The organism is Candidatus Krumholzibacteriia bacterium, from assembly GCA_030748535.1.
In the GTDB taxonomy this organism is placed as follows: domain Bacteria; phylum Krumholzibacteriota; class Krumholzibacteriia; order JACNKJ01; family JACNKJ01; genus JASMLU01.
In genome coordinates this window covers 35,522-53,067 of record JASMLU010000005.1, presented here as the reverse complement: position 1 = coordinate 53,067, position 17,546 = coordinate 35,522, and the positions used below count along the sequence as shown (strand labels likewise).

The window sequence follows — 17,546 nt, the reverse complement described above, 5'->3', positions numbered from 1 at the left end:
TCCGGAATGCTGACATGGGCTTTAGTCAGAGGTCAGGGCAAGAGTTCGCCATCGGGAATCAAGAAGACGGAGCATCAATCTCCGCCATTCCGGATATTCCTCCTGAGAGATGGGGCCCTCTTGCAACAGAGCTTGGCAGTGTAGCTGGATCCGGTCTTCCACCCGACTGCAGCGGAGGCGGAGGAGGTCGCCTCTCAATGTTGTAAGCTCTTCGTTTTCAGGGCATTGAATCGACCAAGCCTCCGGAATCAGAAGCTCCCAGAGCAGATTCAATTCAAGAGACTGGCTCATCCGAAGGGGCGCGTCGCGGTGACTACGGTGCAGACTTGTGTCCCGGGGGAGAAGGTCTTCAAGTTTCAAAGGGGGAGCGAGAAGCTCCAGAAAACGAAGTCCGTGTTCGTCCTCTTCGGGAAGCTTCGAATCACTGGACACTTCGCAATGAAAGCGCTGGCGACTGCTTTCCAGAATCCTGATCCCGGGATCTTCGCCACCAATCCATTGATTCACCCGAGTCTCCGGCTTGAAATCGGAATTGTCTATCCCCTCCAGATGAACCCGGGCCTGCAGGGTGTCTTCGCTCCAGAAGAACTCTCCCAGTATCTTGCGAGGCAAGGCCGGGAGGAGGGTCCAGCCATCTTCATCAAGAAGCAGGGGACTGGCGAGCGAGGAAGCCGGAACGATGCGGGCCGTGGCTGCGTCCAGCCATACAGGGCCTTCGGGCAGGCGGACTTCCAGCAAAGGACGCAAAGAGGCGGTAATCATGGGTGCATTCTGAAAGGAAAGGGCGGGAAGCCCGAAGACAAGCCGGGAGTCCATCTTCTGTTTTGGCAAGAGCGCCATCAGGAGTGCCGTTCGCTCCCAATCCGTGGCGGTGGAGGTCTGAAGAATCTCCGCCACGCTTCGGGGGGAGCGATTGAGGGCAGCATGCAGAACCCGCCTCGTGCGGTCTTGGGCAAACTTGCAGGCGGCTTCCAGCTTTGCGCGATCGCCGAAGGACTCGTCCTCGAAGAGCTGCCCAAGAATCTCTCCCTTCTCATTTGCGGAAGCACGCAGGGCGTCCTGAAGGTGGTGAAAGAGTGACTCTTCGCTGGAGACAGCCAGCCAGGGCATGCAATCCTCCTCCCGAAGCATCGAGTCATGGGGCCTTGTCGGCAGGTTCAGGGCGCGAAAGCTCGTGACACCCTTGTTGCTCACGGGTTCCGGCAGTTGCCAGAGTGCGGCGGGCGGATTGATGGTGTGAACGCGGAGGCCCCGTACTTTCAATTCCCATTCGCGAAGAGGGAACTCGCCGGAGGGAAAGAAACTCCGGCTGAAGGGAATCCAGCTTTCCCTGTGGTCAATGATCTGATAGTCCAGCCAGACCGTCGCTCCCCGCAGGAGCCCGGTTCTCGTGACCACCATTTCCCGCAGATCGAGAAATGCGGCGTTGAGGTCCATGCCGTCGGGAGTAACCGGATTGAAGGCATTGTCCGGGGCGGGAAGCACGCTGCCGTCCGGCAAAAAGCTCCGACAATCCAGCACTTCCAGATCCTGTCGGGAACGATCCCAGGCAATTCTAGGATCTCCCAGATGCTCGATCGCATACTCGCTGTACAGACGAATCAGTTCCTGCTTGCGGTAGACGAGTCGGCCATCCCGGTAGTCCAGGCTGTGCCCTTCAAAGAGAACCAGTGCGTCGAGAGTTCCCGCCTCCTTCAGCGTTGGCGAATCGGCAATGCGCTGCAGGATCGCGCTCTCATCGAGGGGACTTGCCATCAGGGGAAGTACGGAAATCAGGAGTCCTGCGAGGATCGTTTTCATTTCGCACCTCCCTTGCGGGCGTAGATTTCTTTGCTGGTCTTCTCTTTCCAGGCCTTTGCCAGATCGCGAAGAGCGGGGTAGTCCTCTGAGGATACCATTCTCTGCGTCAGGCTCAGTTCTGCCTGCAACTCCAGTTTCCTCTTGTCGACATTCCAGTCGATGTTCGCATTGGCAGCCGCCGACTGGAGGCTGGTATCCGGAGGGGCTTCCACTTCCAGCCCGCGGGGAAGGCGGATTTCCTCCTCGATTTGCAGTTTTTGGGGAGCCCACATGAAGAGATCGTGAGTGCGTTCCTCGCTCTCGGGAACCGAGGCCATTCGGGTCATGACCCAGAACTTGGACGCAAGTTCGAGAGAAGGTGAAGCGAAGAGCCAGGCATCTTCGCTCAAGCTTGCATAGGATGGTAAGCGGTATTCGATGTCGAGTCTCGTGTCCTGAGAGAAGTCCCGGTGATCGCTGAATTCATAGCTCAGCAACTCAGCCGAAGATGAAATGCGCCCGAGCCAGTCTTCCAGATAGCCTCTCAGTTCTGCCCGGGGCCGGTCTGCCACGGCAGAACGAAGCCTTCCGTCGGAGATGCCGCTTCCTGTAACAGTAAACCGGCCTTCAATGGAGCCGTCTTCGGAGAACTGCGCATGGTTTTCGACATGCATGAGATTGTCCTCGGCCTCGAAGGAGGGGATGCTCATGAGGGTTTCTCCCTCTTCCGTTCCGATGACATAGTGTTGCTCGCCTTCCCAGCGGCTCCAGAGGGGACGGTTCCAGGGCGCCCAGGTGGGGTCAAGCATCAGAAAGCCGCCGTCTTTTTCTTTCAGGGCGACAACGCAGTGGTTGAACTGATCGGCGGGAACTGCCTCCACGCGGCTGCCGGCCATGGTCATGGCCGGATAGGTTTCAAAGCCTGCGCTGCGGAGCATGGTTACCAGCATGCCGGCAATGTCCTTGCAGACTCCGCATCGGTCCCGGAAGGTCATTTCACTCGGGTGAATCGTGTAACCCTCCCCCTTTCCCATGCTCAGACCACTGTAGCGGATGTTCTGGGCAACCCAGTGCAGAAGAGCGGCGATCTTGTCTTCCTTCTTGCGAAGAGGCTCTGTGATTTCACGAACCATTGCATCGATCTCCGGATTGCTCTCGAAAACCCATTCATTGGTTTCGAAAAACCAGCGGCTCTTTTCCTCCCAGTCTGCGACCGTGGCCATGACGACCTTGGGGGCGATGTCCGTGAGGTCGGGCATGCGGGCTTCGGTAGCCAGCGCCGGCACATCCCTTTTCCAGAAGTGGTAGAGGAAGGCGTCCTCGTCAAACTCCAGACTGGAGTAGACCTCTCCATTGTAGACCGTGTACTGAAGAGGCTGTTCTCGTGAGAGCCGGACGATGTAGTCGATCTCAAGGGCCGGCAAGGTCTCCTGGAAGGTGACGACATCGTAGAAGTGTCCGCGCATCGGAGGGATGAAACGCTCCTCATCGGAGTCGGTACCGTTTGCACCCTCTCCCCCGAGATAGGCGATCAGAAAACCTTTCGTGTAACTGATGAACTCGACAGCATCGCCAACTTTCAGGGCGGGCAGTCCCTGCACCAGCATGCGCGCACCCCAGTAGATGCCGCCGGCAGGAGCCGTGATATCGCTGGCCTGTGAGGTGTCGATATCCACGAAACTGGAATCGGCACGATGGACCCGCAGGCCCAGAATCTCGACATGGTTGCTGGCAGGATCGAAATCGAAACGCAGGGCACGAAGGGCCTTTGCCCCGGAATCCTTCAACACCTTTACCATTCGATGCTGGTAGCGGTGGCTGAGACCGGTGGACTCCACATCGACCTTCGTGCGATCGAAGATCACAACGCGCTCGCTTTGATATGAGTTTTTATCCAGAGCCAGAAGCTCAAGAGCTTCCTCTGCACTGACGAGTTCGGGAACATCCAGCGCGGCCCAGGCGGGGAGTGAAAGGAGCAGGCAGATCAGGATGGCTTTCATGTTTCCTCCGGAATGAGACCGCCGGAGCATACCTGTTCGGCACTCCAGATGGAAGGGGGAGATCGTCCAAAGAAATGCCATGCTTGAACAGGATCCCCGGTCCTGTATAGTCAGGCCCTGAAGAGGTGATTCTTCAGCCGCTTCGTTTTCGAATGGAAGGGAACATGACTTTCAAAGAGTATCGGTACCTGCTTAAGTCGGACCTGTATCGTCTTAGCGATGATACCAGCACAGGCTCTCTCTTGCGCTATGCATGGAAGGGAGAAGCCTTCCGGTACAATTTCTGGATGCGTAGCTGAGCCTACATGAATGGGCGCAGGTTTTTGAAGTACACCCTGTATCCCATTGCGAAATTCGCCCTTGGCCGCACGAAGTACCGGATGGGAATCTCGATTCCTCCCAGCACGAAGATCGGGAGCGGGTTCTATATCGGACATTTCGGGGGAATTGTTGTCAGCCCGCACAGCGTTATCGGGAAGAATTGCAACATTTCCCATGGAGTTACTCTGGGAAAAGGAAACTGCGGAAAGAACCAGGGTTTCCCGGTTCTGGGAGACAATGTCTACATCGGACCCGGGGCAAAAATCGTGGGCGGAGTGAAAATCGGGAGCCATGTTGCCATTGGTGCGAATTGCGTGGTGACTCGTGATGTGCCGGGGAAGGTGATCTCTCAGGCTGGCTCCGAAGGCTATGTCAATCGAACGGATTATGAAGACAAGATCCGCTGAGGGCATGATCCACCTCATCCGGGGACTGATTCTGATTTTGCTCATCAGTCTGCCCTCCGGTTCTGCACCGCTTCCCGGAGCCGAAGAGACCGTGATTCTGGTACATGGCCTTGGGAGAACCCCGGCTTCGATGCTCCTGCTTGCGGCCCGTCTTGAGAAGTCGGGATTCCGGGTTCACCGTTACGGCTACCCTTCGAGAACAGAAACGATGGAAGTGCTGGTCGACTCTCTTCAGGCGGATCTGGGGAAGCGCTACGGGATCAGATCGAGTCAACTTCACTTTGTCACCCACTCCATGGGCGGCATTCTTGTCCAAAGCTATCTTGCCCGACAAACCGGCCCCCATCAGGGACGCGTCGTGATGCTGAGTCCACCTAGCCGGGGAAGCGAAATTGTCGATGTGTTTTCCGGCTCGCATCTTTTGCGGAAACTTCTGGGTCCCTCGGGATCAAGGCTGGGAACCGGTCCCGGCAGCATCCCCGACTCCCTTCCCCCGATCCGCTTCCGTCTTGGGATCATTACCGGCAAGAGGAGCCTCAATCCCCTGGGGTCATGGCTCATTCCGGGGCCAGATGACGGAAAGGTGAGCGTGGACCGGGCAGAACTGCCGGGAGCGTCCGACTTCCTGGTTCTTCCGGCAAGCCACACCTTTATCATGAACCGGAAGGATGTGGCCGATGAGGTGGTGAACTTTCTGCGACACGGGCGCTTTCGGGATCCGGTTTCGCAGGTCAAATAGACAGAGGTCAAACTGAACCCGGGAGCTAATCATGAAAGCCACCCTTCTCTCTCTTCTTTTGATTCTCTCTTCCGCAAACGCAGATCCCTGGCTCCTTCTCAGTTTCCCTGGGGATCTGCAGTGGTGCGCCCTTCTTTCGGTGCCGGAGGGAGGGAGCGGGCCCAGTTTCGCAATGATCTGTGATGGAGAAATCTGGCTCGCCAGTGATCCCCCCGTCTACGCAGGGGAATTCACTCCTGCCGTTTCTGCAGATCAAACTTCCTTTTCTCATTTGAAAATTCGCTACAGCGGGAACATAGAGCAGCCGTCTCCCTGAAGCCTTTGCAGTGGACAAGCAAGCTGCACTATGCGATTCTCCAGAGTGAACTCAATCTTGCAGAGAGAGGGAAGCCATGGAAATACTCATAATACTGGGGCAGTTCTTCTAATACTGGGGCAGTTCTTCGTAGGGCTTGGAGTTCTTTTTCTGGGCTTTGCCGCCCTCTGGTTTGTCAACGAAACAGCAAACAGGAAGTAGCGCGCCGTATCGGGGTCATTCATTCCACGGAAGGGCTTCCTTCTGAATTCAGAATCCCTGCTCCCAATAGCAGGAGGGCGTTTTATGTCTCTGGAGAAGATCAGGGAAATTGAGCAGGAGATCGTCGGCCTTACGGAGAGGTTGAACGCCCTGCAAAAGGAGCACCGGGGAGGGGAAGTCCCCAACTATCAATTTTCCACTTCCTACGGAGAAATCAAGCTGCTGGATCTCTTTGGAGAGAAAAAGCATCTACTCGTGATTCACAACATGGGCCAGGGCTGTCGCTATTGCACTGTCTGGGCCGATGGATTCAACGGTTTCCTCCCGCATCTCGAGCAGGCCATGTCCGTGGTTCTTGTCTCACGCGATGACCCGGAAACCCAAAGACGCTTTGCCAATGAACGCAAGTGGCGTTTCCGAATGGCCTCTCACGGCGGAGGAGACTACATCCGGGAACAGACGACCATGGAAGGCTCGGACAATATGCCGGGAGCCGTGCTCTACGAGCGCGAGGGAGATCTCATCTACCGGAAGAACGATGGTGTCTTCGGCCCCGGCGACCAGTACTGCTCCCTTTGGAATCTTCTGGCCCTTGCCGGACAGGGCACCGAAGAGTTTACGCCACAGTTCTCCTACTGGAAGCGTCCCGAGAAGATGGATGACGGCGGCGCCAATCTCCCGGATTAGGCAGAACAGGAGAGAAGGATAGCTCAACGATGCTCACCGGCCTGCACATTCTTTTGAGCTATCGTTGCAATCTGAATTGCTCTCACTGTTTTCTCTACTGTAGTCCGCTGGCCAGGGGAACCTTCCCACAATCGGAGCTTCGGGACATTCTGGAACAGGCAAATGAGATTGACACCCTTGAATGGATCTTCTTCGAGGGAGGGGAACCTCTCCTCTATCCGGACTTGCTGAAAGAGGGCATTCGACTCGCAGTCGACCGGGGCTATCAGGTGGGCGTGGTCAGCAATGCCTGTTCAGTGGGTTCAAAAGAGGAGGCGCTCGCCATGCTTCGTCCTCTTGCGGAACTGGGAATCGCGGAACTGAGCCTTAGTGAAGATGCCTTTCATTTCGGGAAATCCTCCGATACTCCCGCAAGCTATGCCCTCAGTGCAGCCCGGGAACTGGACAGCTGTCCCCACGAAGACCTGATCAAGCCGGAGAGGGTTCATGTAGATGCCTACGGAAATGTGCAGGTTTGTCAGGGCTTGAGCCTGGGGAACTGGAAAGCCAATCGACTGGAGAAGATCCTGAGGCAGAACCTGCGGAAACACCCGCTCTGCGGGCCACTCTCACGAGGAGGCCCCGCGGCTCTCGCAGAAGAACTCGCCCTGGCTCACGAAAGCGACTTTGTCGACGAGTGCCACTTCTGCTTCCTTCTCCGACGCTCCCTCGTTCAGCGGTTTCCCGAAGAAGTGGCACCTCGGCAGGTCTACGGTCTGGACTAGCCTTTCTTCCTGGCAAACTCTCCCATGAAGTCGGCCAGAGCCCGTGCTCCCTCAAGAGGCATGGCATTGTAGATCGACGCACGGCAACCGCCCACGCTGCGGTGTCCCTTCAATCCGCTCATGCCTTCAGCGAGCGCTTCTGCGACGAATTCCTTTTCCAGATCCTCGCTCGGAAGGCGCCAGACCAGGTTCATGTTGGAGCGAGCAGCCTCGGGAACCGGGCAGGAATAGAAACCGGAGTCTTTTTCCATCGCACCATACACGAGAGCCGCTCTTTCATCGGCGCGCGCTTTTGCGGCAGGCAGGCCTCCCTGCTCCTTCAGCCATTGGAGTGTCAGGCCGAGCATGTAGATGGCAAAGACCGGGGGAGTGTTGAAAAGCGAGTTCTTGTCCGCATGGATGCGGTAATCAAGATAGGCAATCAGGCCATCAGGGACCCGCTCGAGCAGATCCTCCCGGACAATGGAAATCGTAGCACCCGCGGGCCCGACGTTCTTCTGGGCGCCCGCATAGATCAGGCCGAAGCGGCTGACATCCATGGGGCGGCTCATGAAGTCGGAACTCGCATCGCAGAAGAGCGGCACATTCCCGGTCTCCGGGAAGTCCTGCCACTGAATTCCTCCGATGGTCTCATTGCTGGTGATGTGCAGGTAGGCGGCATCGGGATCCACTTTCAGGCTGGCGGGATCCGGCAGGTCCAGGTAGTTCGCATCCTTGCCATCCCAGAGGACGCGCACCTTTCCCACCTTCTGCGTGTCCTGCAGAGCCTTCTTTGCCCAGGCTCCGGTCTGCGTGAAGTCGCAACTCATGCCTTCGGACAGAAAGTTCATCGGGATCATGCCGAACTGGAGAGTAGCCCCTCCACCAAGAACGACAATGCGATAGTTGTCGGGGACATCCAGCAGTTCCCGAACCAGACCCAGAGCCTCCTGATGTACCTGATCGTAGGTCTTCGAACGATGACTCATCTCGATCAGGCTCATGCCTTCGCCCCGGAAATCGACAAATTCCTCCTGCGCCTTTTCCAGAACCGCTAGCGGGAGTGTGCAGGGTCCTGCGCTGAAATTGAAAATACGGCTCATGACTGGCCTCCCTTGAATTCGCTGACAATCGAGAGAACTTCCTCGCCGATGCGAAGCAGGTTTTCCTTGCTACTTGCACCGAGGTGGGGGGTCATGGTGACATTCGGAGCGTGAAGAAGCGGGTAGTCTTCGGCGGGAGGATCGCTGGGCCAGACATCGGTGGCGTAGGCCCGCACCTTTCCGCTTTCCAGAGCCGACTTCATGGCCTCGGCATCCACGCAGGCAGCACGCCCTGTGTTGACAATCGTCACACCGTCCTTCATGGCAGCGATGAGGTCTCCGGAAATCATCCCGCGGGTTTCATCGGTGAGAGGCAGATGAAGGGAAATGTAGTCCGCCTCTTTTGCCATTGCTTCCATGCTGTCCTTCATCTCGGCAGCATCCGACTCGGAGACATACTTGTCGTAGGCAATCACCTTCATGCCGAAGGCGGATGCGCGGAGGGCGACCTCACGGGCAATGTTCCCGATCCCCGCAAGCCCGATCGTCTTTCCGTGAAGCTCGCTTCTCTTGAGTTCCTTCTTGATCCACTGTCCTTCCTTCATGCTCTGATGCCCTTCGATCAGGCGGTTCGGAACGGAGAGAAGGAGGGCGAAGGCGAGCTCGGCAACAGCAATGCCCGAAGCCTTCGGGGTGTTGTGAACCGTGATCCCCTTTTCGGCGGCATAAGCGGAGTCGATGTTGTCGATTCCCACGCCACCTCGGATGACCAGTTTCATGTTCGGAGCAGAGTCGATGTACTCGCGAGTGACCTTTGTTTTCCCGCGAACCAGAACGACCTCGGCCTCGGGCAGGCGGTCCTTGTCATCGGTGACTTCTCCGAGGGGAGCGAGTTTGTCGGCCAGGGAAGCGTCAAAGGCATCAGAAATCAGGATCAGCATAATGATCCTCCTTTCAGTCTTTCAGGCTACGAACCACGACTCCGCTGCGAAGTTTGGGTTCAAACCAGGTACTCTTGGGAGGCATGACTTCGCCGCTGTCGGCGATCGTCATCAACTGCTCCACGCTTACGGGGTGGCAGACGAAGGCGATCTTCATGTCTTCGCTACATCGTCTTTCCAGTTCCGCTATGCCCCGAATGCCACCGACAAAGTCGATTCGGGAGTCGCTGCGGGGATCTCCAATACCGAGAATGGGTGCCAGCAGGTTCTCCTGCAGGATGGCCACATCCAGACTTCTGACCGGATCCTCAGCGGGGAAGCTCCCTTCGAGGGCTTCCAGGTGATACCACTGTCCATCCAGAAACATGCGAAAGCAGAGCGCAGAACCCGGCTCCCCGGCTTCACAGGGGGACAGACGGAACTTCTCCCCGATTTTGCCAAGCAGATCGTCGGGGGAAAGCCCGTTCAGGTCGCGGATTACCCGGTGATAACCGAGGATCTGAAGCTCATCATCCGGGAAGATGACGGCGAGGAAGTGATTGTAGGCTTCCTCACCCGTATGCTCGGGATTGCGATCCCGGAACAGGTCGCGTACGCGATGGGCTGAAGCGCTTCGATGGTGTCCGTCGGCAACATACAGTGCGGGAACCTGCTCGAAGGCAGCGCGGATGCCGAGGATCGTGCCCGGGTCGGATACTTTCCAGAGGCGGTGGCCCACTCCGTCATCGGCAGAGAAATCAAAGCAAGGTTCTGCGGAGCAGATATCGTCAATGATCGCACGAATGCCGGTCTGTGCCCGATAGGTGAAGAGAACTGGTCCCGCATTGGCCTCCAGCACTTCCATGTGTCGTGCGCGATCATCCTCTTTCTCACGCCGGGTGTGCTCGTGCTTCCTGATCGTACCGTTCGCGTATTCCTCCGCACTGGCTCCGGCCACGAGACCGCGCTGACGGTGACCGCCCATCTGAAGCTCGTAAACATAGAAACACTCTCGCTCATCCCGGGCGAGAACGCCGTTTTCGATCATGGACAGGAGGTTCTCGCGACTTTTCTCGTAGACTTCCTCGCCGTAGAGGCTGGCACCTTCGGGCAGATCAATTTCTGCCTTCACCACATGAAGGAAGCTGTGGGGATTCTCCGCAGCCATCTTTCGCGCCTCTTTGGAATTGAGAACATCGTAGGGCGGGCTGGCCACTTGCTCGACCAAGTCTCTGCGGGGGCGGAATCCCCGGAAGGGGCGGATCTCACTCATTGAATACTCCTGTAGAAGAGGCCGCAAACACCATTCCTGAGTGTCCAGATAAACAGGATTCTCCTCTTGGCGCAAGACCCCCTGGTCACTTGTATCCTCAGAGGGAACGTACTAAGATTCCTCCCACGACAGGAGATTCCATGATTCGCTATTTTTTCGTATTTACCCTGCTGGCACTGGCGGCCTGTACCCCCAAGGAGGCGACCAGGGATGATCAGCCCTTCCAGGTCATTCCTCTCAGCCGGCAGGACATCGTCGTCACGGTTAGTGCCTCCGGCGCTCTTGAACCCCTCCGCAGCCTGGAGATCAAGAGCAAGGCTTCCGGGGAGATTCTCGCAATGCCCGTGGAACTCGGGGACGATGTAAAAGAGAACAGCCTTCTGGTTCGCGTCGACCCCAGGACGGTGAAGAATCAGGTGGAACAGGCAGAGGCAAGTCTAGAGGTGGCCCGCTTGCGTCTTTCCATTGCCGAAAGACAGAAGGATCGAAGCAAGACCCTTCTGGAAGAAGGTCATGTGAGCGAACAGTCCCACGAAAGCAGTCTTCTTGAGTTTGCCAGCGCAAGAAGTGCCGAGGTGAGCGCGCGAACCAGCCTTGATCAGGCTCGCGAGCGTCTGGAAGACACGGAAATTCGTGCCCCGATGACGGGAACGGTGATCGCGCGCATGGTGGAGGCCGGGCAGATTATCTCGAGTGCTACCAGCCAGGTGACCGGCGGTACGACCCTGCTCACGATGGCAAAACTCGACACTCTTCAGGTTCGTGCCATGGTGGATGAAACCGACATCGGCAAGATCCGCTCCGGCATGTTGGCCGAGGTCACGGTCGATGCCCATCCCCGGGAGCTCTTCTCCGGCACGGTGATCAAGGTGGAACCCCGTGCGGTTACTACCCAGAATGTAACGACCTTTCCCGTTCTGGTGCGGGTACTCAACGACCGCGATCTTCTTTTGCCCGGAATGAATGTCGAGGTGGAAATCCGAACGGGCTCTCGCGAGAATGTGCTGGCATTGCCTCTTGAGGCCATTCGAAGTCGCCGCGACTATCTCGTTGCCGCCGGTGCCATGGGCCTCGATGCCGAGGAGGCCGCAAGTCTTCTTGAAGCGGCGCAGGCAAAATCGCCGACGCGAGGAAAACCCAGCATTGCGTTTCTTGCACGTGATGGCGCGCCGAGCCCGGTGCCGGTGGGCCTCGGACTTGCCAACTGGGACTTCGCGGAGATTCTCTGGGGGCTGGAAGAAGGGGATTCCGTGGCCGTCACCCTGTCGAGTGGCCTGCTCATGCAGCAGGATCGCTGGAAGAATCGTATGAAGAGCTGGTCGAGTATGGGCAGTTTCAAAAAGGGTGAAGACTCAAAGGGCAAAAAGCCGGAAGCCCGGAATGGAAGTTCCGCCCGTGGCAAGCGCCCTGATTCCTCGAAACGGCCGAAGGGAAAACCCGGAGGCGGACATTGATCCTGCGCGAACTCTTCCGGATGGGCATGCAGGCAATTCTGGCCAACAAGGTGAGGGGTTTCCTCACCGCCCTGGGGATTATCATCGGCGTAGCCGCCGTGATCGCCATGCTCTCTCTTGGCGAAGGCGCACAGAAGGCCATCCAGGACCGCATTCAGGCAATGGGCACCGATGTCTACACGGTCAGCCCCGGATGGCGACGCCACAGTGGGGTGTCAAGAAGCTCCAACCGCCTGGTCATTGACGATGCAGAAGCCATTGCCGCTCAATGCAGCACGGTGCTTGCGGTGTCTGCGGGCATGAGCATGAACAGCCAGGTGGAGTTTTCCGGGAGAAACACATCCACCAATGTGCTGGCCACCACACCGGAAGCTGTGCAGGTGGATCGCTACGCAGTTTCCCACGGGCGCTTTATTGATGCCCGCGATCAGGCCAGTCGATCCCGGGTAGCTGTCGTGGGAACCGTGGTGCTGGAGAACCTTGAAACGGCACCCGAGAACCTGCTGGGGCGAGACATCATTCTTCGCGACCTCCGCTTTGAAGTCGTGGGCGTTCTGGAATCCAAGGGACAACAGGGCTGGAGAAACCCCGACGACCAGGTCATCATTCCACTCTCCACCGGGCAGTATCGGGTCTTCGGAACAGACAAACTGAGAACCATCTCCTGTCAGGTAGTGCCCGGCACCAGCGAAATAGCGGCCATGATGGACATCGAAAAGGTCTTGCGCAGACAGCATCACCTTCGTCCCGATCAGGACAATGACTTCATGATTCGAAACTGGTCGGAGATGCTCAGTACCTTTGAGGAAACCCAGAAGGCTTTCAACTTTCTTCTGGCCGGCATTGCGGCGATCAGCCTCCTTGTCGGGGGAATCGGAATCATGAACATCATGCTGGTTTCGGTCACCGAGCGAACTCGCGAGATTGGAATCCGCAAGGCCCTGGGGGCAACGCGCGCCAATGTGATGGCGCAATTCCTGGTGGAGAGCATGGCGCTATGTCTTGCGGGAGGTCTGGCCGGTGTCCTCCTCGGAGTGGGTGGCTCCTTTGCGCTTAGTCGACTTGCCGGCTGGAACACTCTCGTCAATTTGCAGGCCGTGGCGCTGGCTTTTCTTTTCAGCGCGGCCGTGGGCCTGTTCTTCGGACTCTATCCAGCGGCCCGGGCCTCGCGCCTTGACCCCATCGAAGCCCTGAGACATGAATAGGCCACCCCTCCCGAAAGAACACGGTGCCTGGGCCATGCTGGGCTATCCGCTTCTTGCCACCCTGATCCTTCGCTCCCGTGACCGCTGGCTGAACCCTGGAGGAAGCACCCTTGACATTCTTCTTCTCGTTCTGGCGGCGACTTTTGCCTATTCGTCCTTTCATGCGCTGAGGGCTGCGATGAGACAGGCGCGAGCAGGCTCACCGGCCCCGGGACTTGCACCTCGCACCTGGCTTCCCCGGAAGTTTTTTCAGCACGGGAATCTGCCCTGGGGTCTTCTCTTTGGACTCTTGTCCCTGATCCTTGCCTGGCCACTGATGCTTCGCCCGGAACTTCGCCCTCTCTGCTGGCTGGCCAGTGCGGGAGCGGCAGCTGTTCTATTGAATCTGGTCTTCGTGCGAGCTCGCAGTGAAAAGGGAGTGTTTTCCGAACTCTTCGCCACGCTGACGCTCAGTCTTTCCTTTCCCGCATTTCTGGTGCTTGCCTTTGGGGGCTGGCGTAGCGGGTTCCGGGAGCTCTGGCTTCTTAGCTGGCTCTTCAATTCAAGCAGCGTCTTTTATGTGAAGATGTGCCGGGAAGCGATTCTACCTAATGCAAGCGCAGAGAATCTGATCCGGAGCCGGAAACAGCTGGCCCTGTTCATGATGGCGAGCATTGCCCTTCTCGGCAGTCTCTGGTTCCGGGGCCAGATTTCCGGCCCGCCCCTGCTTTCCCTTCTGCCTCTCTGGCTGATGCTTCGCTCGGGGATGAAGAGACCTTCCCTGCACCCAAGCGTTCGCCATCTTGGCTTTTCCCTTTTGGCCCAGTCGATTCTCTTCGGGCTGATTCTTGGAGCGGGATTCTAGGCATGAAAAAACCCCCGGATGATTCCGGGGGCTGAGTCAGAAGACTCTAGAGAAGCTTCAGCTCTCGAGCCGTGGACTCGAACTGGTCTACATAGCCTTCGAGAACTTCGAGACCACCCTTCCAGAATCCGGGATCGCTCCAGTCGACGCCCAGTTCTCCGAGCAACTCTTCCGGGCTCTTGCTCCCGCCCGCCGCCAACATCTTTTCATAGGCTCCGAGAAACTTCGGGCCCACTTCCTGATAGCGACGGTAAAGGGCCAGCACAACCAGATAGCTTGCGCAGTAGGCGTAGACATAGCCGGGCACATTCACGAAGTGCGTGATGTACATCCAGGAGGCTTCGCTGCCCTTGTGCGGGGTCATGCTTTTGCCGAAGAACTGTGTCTGCGCATCGAGGAAGAGTTCGCTGACCTTGCCTGTTGCCAACTCTCCCTTTTCACGGCGATAGTTGTGCACGAGATCCTCAAAGCGGTTGAACTGTAATTGCCGGAAAGTCGTGGCAAAGCCATCCTCGATCACCTGACGAAGGAGAGACAGCCTTTCCCGAGCTGACTTTGTCTGTCCGAGAAGCTTCTGGTAGAGGATCGTTTCCATGAAGACCGAGGCCACCTCTGCCATGACCAGACTCTGCACGTCACTAAGAGGCCCGCGCTTGCGGCTCAGTTCCATGTGGACGGCATGGCCGAACTCATGGGCGAGCGTGGCCACATCGCGCATCTTGCCCGTCCAGTTCAGGAGGACATAGGGCAGGCCGCCCATGTTCGGCATGCAGAAGGCTCCGCCTCGCTTGCCCTTGTAGGGGGGCACATCCACATGAATCTGATCGAACATCTGGTCTGCGATCTTGCCGAAGCTCTTGCGGGTTTCCTGAAACACCTCTTGCACCATCTCGACGGCGTCCTCGTACTTGATCCGTCCGGCCTTTTCCGTAGGCAGGGGAGCGAAGGTGTCGTAGCTCATGATGCTCGGTACGCCGAGAAGCTTCTTTTTGAGGCGGTAGTAGCGCTGCAGGATGTCCTTGCGATCCAGCATGGAACTGACCAGGGCATCGACTACCTCATCCGGGATCTCATTGGACTTGTTCCTGCCCTGTACCCAGTGTTCGTAGTTGCGAGCCTCATCGCTGATCATCTCGCCTGCGAGAATCATGTTGAAGGCAAAGGTCAGGGGCTTGGCCTGTGTCTTGAGGGCCTTGATGCGTGCAGTGCTGGCATCTCGCCTCTTGCTGCGATCCGGATCCGAGAAGAGTGCGGTCAGTTCGCTCTCGGTGATTGCCTTGCTGCGGAAGCGGTACTCGATGTCTGACAGGACGGTGCCGTAGTAACGGCTCCAGGCACTTTGCCCAATCTGCTCGTACTTGCTGGAGAGGATTTCTTCCTTTTCACTCAGCGTGTGCTTGCGGAAGCTCATCGAGTGTTCCAGGAAGTGACGGTAGCGTGCGACTTGAGGATCTGATGCGATCTTCTTCGCCCTGGCGGCCGGCACGCGGGTCCATTCAACCTGCAGGAATGCCAGTTGGGAACTGGCGCGGGTGAAACGTTCCTGCACCATCTGCATGAAGGCACCCCATTCAGGGTCGTTGCTCTTCGTTGCGAACTCCAGATGGGCATAAATCATCAGACCCCAAACCGACATCTGAATCTTTTCGTATTTCTTGAGGAGTCCGACCATTCCGGCAAGGTCGAGTTTCCCGACCTTGCCCCGGTATTCGCCGGCAAACCGCTCGGCCGCACGCTCATAGGTGCGGAAATCCTTCTCGATTTTCGGGTCATCCTTGCCAGAATAGAGCTCGGAAAGATCCCAGTTGATTTTCCGGAAGTCTGCCTTTTTCTTCTTTGCGACTGCCATGAGCTTCCTTTCGCTGAAGGTTGTGCCTCTGAGAATGTATCTCCTGGAGGTCCTCCCCTGAAACTGGGTATAGACCCCTATTTCTTGAAAAGCCAGAGATCCTGCAAGTGCTGATGGTAGCGGCACTTGGGGTTCAAACATATGGACGGCTGCAAGAGGGAATCCTGTATCGAGAGCTTCTCCATACACTCCAGAGGGCAGGAAGAAGGCCAGATACATTCTCAGAGGCACAAGCTAAGCATTTCAAGGGGGAAGGCAAGGGTCGGGGATTGACAGTAAGAAGGGCCTGTTCTATCTTTTCCGCCTGATATTCCTCGGTAGCTCAGTTGGCAGAGCAAGCGGCTGTTAACCGCTGGGTCGTAGGTTCAAGTCCTACCCGGGGAGCCATAGAGCCTGCGCAATAGCGCGGGCTTTTTCATTTTCTGTAAATGAGGCAGAGTGTGTTACTCGCCTTCAATTAAGACTGTCAGAAGTGATTATACCCCAAGGCATTGACATTCCTGCTGGAATTGACTAAGTCTAGAGGGTTAGGGAAGTGTGCCTCAGTGCATCTTTCCGTTTAGGATGAGTGCGAAGCGAGCCGGACATGCCGGGTGCTTTCAGCACTCGCGATGAATCGGCGAATCCGATTCTTGGAGAAGAGAGTCCGTGAAGAAACTCTACGTTGGTAACCTGCCTTTCACCGCGACCGAAGATGAGGTCCGCGATCTGTTTTCCCAGCATGGCGCGGTTCACTCCGTTGCCCTGATCAATGACCGTGACACGGGTCGTCCCCGTGGATTCGGCTTCGTCGAGATGGACGATGAAGCGGCCACGGCAGCCATGGGCAAGCTCGATGGCTATGACATGAATGGACGTGCCCTTCGCGTTAACGAAGCGCAGGAGCGTGCCCCGCGCCGTGGTGGCGGCGGTGGCGGTGGTCGCTGGTAGTTCGTACCGACCATTTGAAATCGAAACCCCGCTCTTCGGAGCGGGGTTTTTTTTGTGGGGTAGTCAGCTCTCCTCCCTTGCCGACTGACGGCGGCTTCAGATACTCGCCTTTGATCTCATTCGTCCCCTTCGGCTCCAGAATCCCGGGAAACCGGCTGATTTGCCAGGATTTACGGGTTTTTGCCCATATCCCCTGACAGACAAGGGAATCGAGTCTCTCTATAATTAGCACTCATGAGTCCCGAATTGTGGGATTCTACACCAAAAGCGATTTGCTTAGCATAAGCGAGGAGATTTACTATGCGCTTTGTACTTGCCTTCTTAGTTTTTGCCAGCTTTGCGGCGGCCCAGACCTTCGACTTCCCCCTCGCCTCAGATACCTGGAGCAGTGGAAGTAACTGGTGGTGGTCCGAAGGAAACACTGTCTATGGAGATCGTGATGTCACGGGACCGGTTACCCAGGCTGAGGTCGTTCTTTATCTCTCAGGTAACGGTTTGACTGAGGGGAATACTGCAGATCTCGACTTTCGACTTGATGGGGTGACTGTGGGGACTCTGCATATTACGGCAGAAGATGGCCTGGGACCCATTACCGGATCTTTCAGTTTTGATGAGATCGATTCCCCCTCCGAGCTTCGCTACACGATGGCTAGTGACATCTGTGGTGGCTGTGGGGCTATAAATCTCAAAGATGCTCTCGAGGTTTCCACGGTGACCCTTTCGACGGGCACAGCAACCGATGAATCGAACTGGAGTTTCCTGAAGTCGTCTTACTAGGGATACTATCAACAGAGAACCTCCGGGACCATCCCGGAGGTTTTTTTGTGCCCCTACC

16 protein-coding genes and 1 tRNA gene are annotated in these 17,546 nt (G+C 57.0%); 11 read left to right on the top strand and 6 right to left on the bottom strand.

The features are described from left to right. Positions 1-21 precede the first annotated feature (21 nt). Entirely contained in the window at positions 22-1,800 is a 1,779-nt protein-coding gene (locus QGH30_06750) for a DUF3857 domain-containing protein (GenBank protein ID MDP7022031.1), read from the bottom strand. Further along, a complete protein-coding gene (locus QGH30_06745; protein ID MDP7022030.1) occupies positions 1,797-3,779 on the bottom strand; it encodes a DUF3857 and transglutaminase domain-containing protein in 1,983 nt (660 codons plus the stop codon). Before QGH30_06745 ends, QGH30_06750 begins: the two co-directional genes overlap by 4 nt. Positions 3,780-4,102: 323 nt before the next feature. On the opposite strand from QGH30_06745, the gene QGH30_06740 reads away from it, so the two are divergent. The 5 genes from QGH30_06740 to QGH30_06720 all read left to right on the top strand — a co-directional run bounded on the left by QGH30_06740 (position 4,103) and on the right by QGH30_06720 (position 7,214). Beyond that, complete coding sequence (locus QGH30_06740; GenBank protein ID MDP7022029.1) at positions 4,103-4,507, top strand: serine acetyltransferase; 405 nt, start codon at positions 4,103-4,105, stop codon at positions 4,505-4,507. Positions 4,508-4,511: 4 nt separating this feature from the next. Beyond that, the gene (locus tag QGH30_06735) at positions 4,512-5,246 is read left to right on the top strand and encodes an alpha/beta fold hydrolase (GenBank protein ID MDP7022028.1); all 735 of its coding nucleotides are present in this window, start codon (positions 4,512-4,514) and stop codon (positions 5,244-5,246) included. A 31-nt stretch (positions 5,247-5,277) separates the two neighbouring features. Continuing rightward, positions 5,278-5,562 carry a hypothetical protein gene (locus QGH30_06730; GenBank protein MDP7022027.1) on the top strand — a complete coding sequence of 95 codons (285 nt, stop codon included), beginning with the start codon at positions 5,278-5,280 and terminating at the stop codon, positions 5,560-5,562. Positions 5,563-5,847: 285 nt separating this feature from the next. Then, entirely contained in the window at positions 5,848-6,450 is a 603-nt protein-coding gene (locus QGH30_06725; GenBank protein ID MDP7022026.1) for a DUF899 family protein, read from the top strand. 29 nt (positions 6,451-6,479) lie between these two features. After that, positions 6,480-7,214 carry a radical SAM protein gene (locus QGH30_06720; GenBank protein ID MDP7022025.1) on the top strand — a complete coding sequence of 245 codons (735 nt, stop codon included), beginning with the start codon at positions 6,480-6,482 and terminating at the stop codon, positions 7,212-7,214. Here QGH30_06720 and serC read toward each other — a convergent pair. Genes serC through QGH30_06705 form a run of 3 tightly spaced genes read right to left on the bottom strand, consistent with a single transcriptional unit; the run spans position 7,211 to position 10,429 of the window. Next, positions 7,211-8,296, bottom strand: coding sequence for a 3-phosphoserine/phosphohydroxythreonine transaminase (gene serC, locus QGH30_06715; protein MDP7022024.1), 1,086 nt, complete (start codon positions 8,294-8,296; stop codon positions 7,211-7,213). The two genes, QGH30_06720 and serC, sit on opposite strands and share 4 nt — an antisense overlap. Next, complete coding sequence (locus QGH30_06710; GenBank protein MDP7022023.1) at positions 8,293-9,177, bottom strand: NAD(P)-dependent oxidoreductase; 885 nt, start codon at positions 9,175-9,177, stop codon at positions 8,293-8,295. The genes serC and QGH30_06710 overlap by 4 nt, the downstream gene beginning before the upstream one ends. 13 nt (positions 9,178-9,190) lie before the next feature. Beyond that, entirely contained in the window at positions 9,191-10,429 is a 1,239-nt protein-coding gene (locus QGH30_06705) for a DUF1015 domain-containing protein (GenBank protein ID MDP7022022.1), read from the bottom strand. A 140-nt stretch (positions 10,430-10,569) separates the two neighbouring features. Here QGH30_06705 and QGH30_06700 point away from each other — a divergent pair, with 140 nt between their 5' ends. The 3 genes from QGH30_06700 to QGH30_06690 are packed head-to-tail and all read left to right on the top strand — an operon-like array spanning position 10,570 to position 13,932. Further along, positions 10,570-11,883 (top strand): efflux RND transporter periplasmic adaptor subunit, encoded by a 1,314-nt coding sequence (locus QGH30_06700; GenBank protein ID MDP7022021.1) that lies wholly within the window; start codon positions 10,570-10,572, stop codon positions 11,881-11,883. Beyond that, positions 11,880-13,088 (top strand): ABC transporter permease, encoded by a 1,209-nt coding sequence (locus tag QGH30_06695; protein MDP7022020.1) that lies wholly within the window; start codon positions 11,880-11,882, stop codon positions 13,086-13,088. The genes QGH30_06700 and QGH30_06695 overlap by 4 nt, the downstream gene beginning before the upstream one ends. Then, complete coding sequence (locus QGH30_06690; protein MDP7022019.1) at positions 13,081-13,932, top strand: YwiC-like family protein; 852 nt, start codon at positions 13,081-13,083, stop codon at positions 13,930-13,932. Before QGH30_06695 ends, QGH30_06690 begins: the two co-directional genes overlap by 8 nt. Positions 13,933-13,978: 46 nt before the next feature. Here the strand turns inward: QGH30_06690 and QGH30_06685 are convergent, their stop codons facing one another. After that, entirely contained in the window at positions 13,979-15,781 is a 1,803-nt protein-coding gene (locus tag QGH30_06685; GenBank protein MDP7022018.1) for a M3 family oligoendopeptidase, read from the bottom strand. A 311-nt stretch (positions 15,782-16,092) separates the two neighbouring features. Here QGH30_06685 and QGH30_06680 point away from each other — a divergent pair. The 3 genes from QGH30_06680 to QGH30_06670 all read left to right on the top strand — a co-directional run bounded on the left by QGH30_06680 (position 16,093) and on the right by QGH30_06670 (position 17,488). Beyond that, a tRNA-Asn gene (locus QGH30_06680) sits at positions 16,093-16,168 on the top strand. Between the two features lie 261 nt (positions 16,169-16,429). Next, a complete protein-coding gene (locus tag QGH30_06675) occupies positions 16,430-16,711 on the top strand; it encodes an RNA-binding protein (protein MDP7022017.1) in 282 nt (93 codons plus the stop codon). Positions 16,712-17,011: 300 nt separating this feature from the next. Then, positions 17,012-17,488, top strand: a complete 477-nt coding sequence (locus QGH30_06670) for a hypothetical protein (protein MDP7022016.1) — start codon at positions 17,012-17,014, stop codon at positions 17,486-17,488. Positions 17,489-17,546 lie beyond the last annotated feature (58 nt).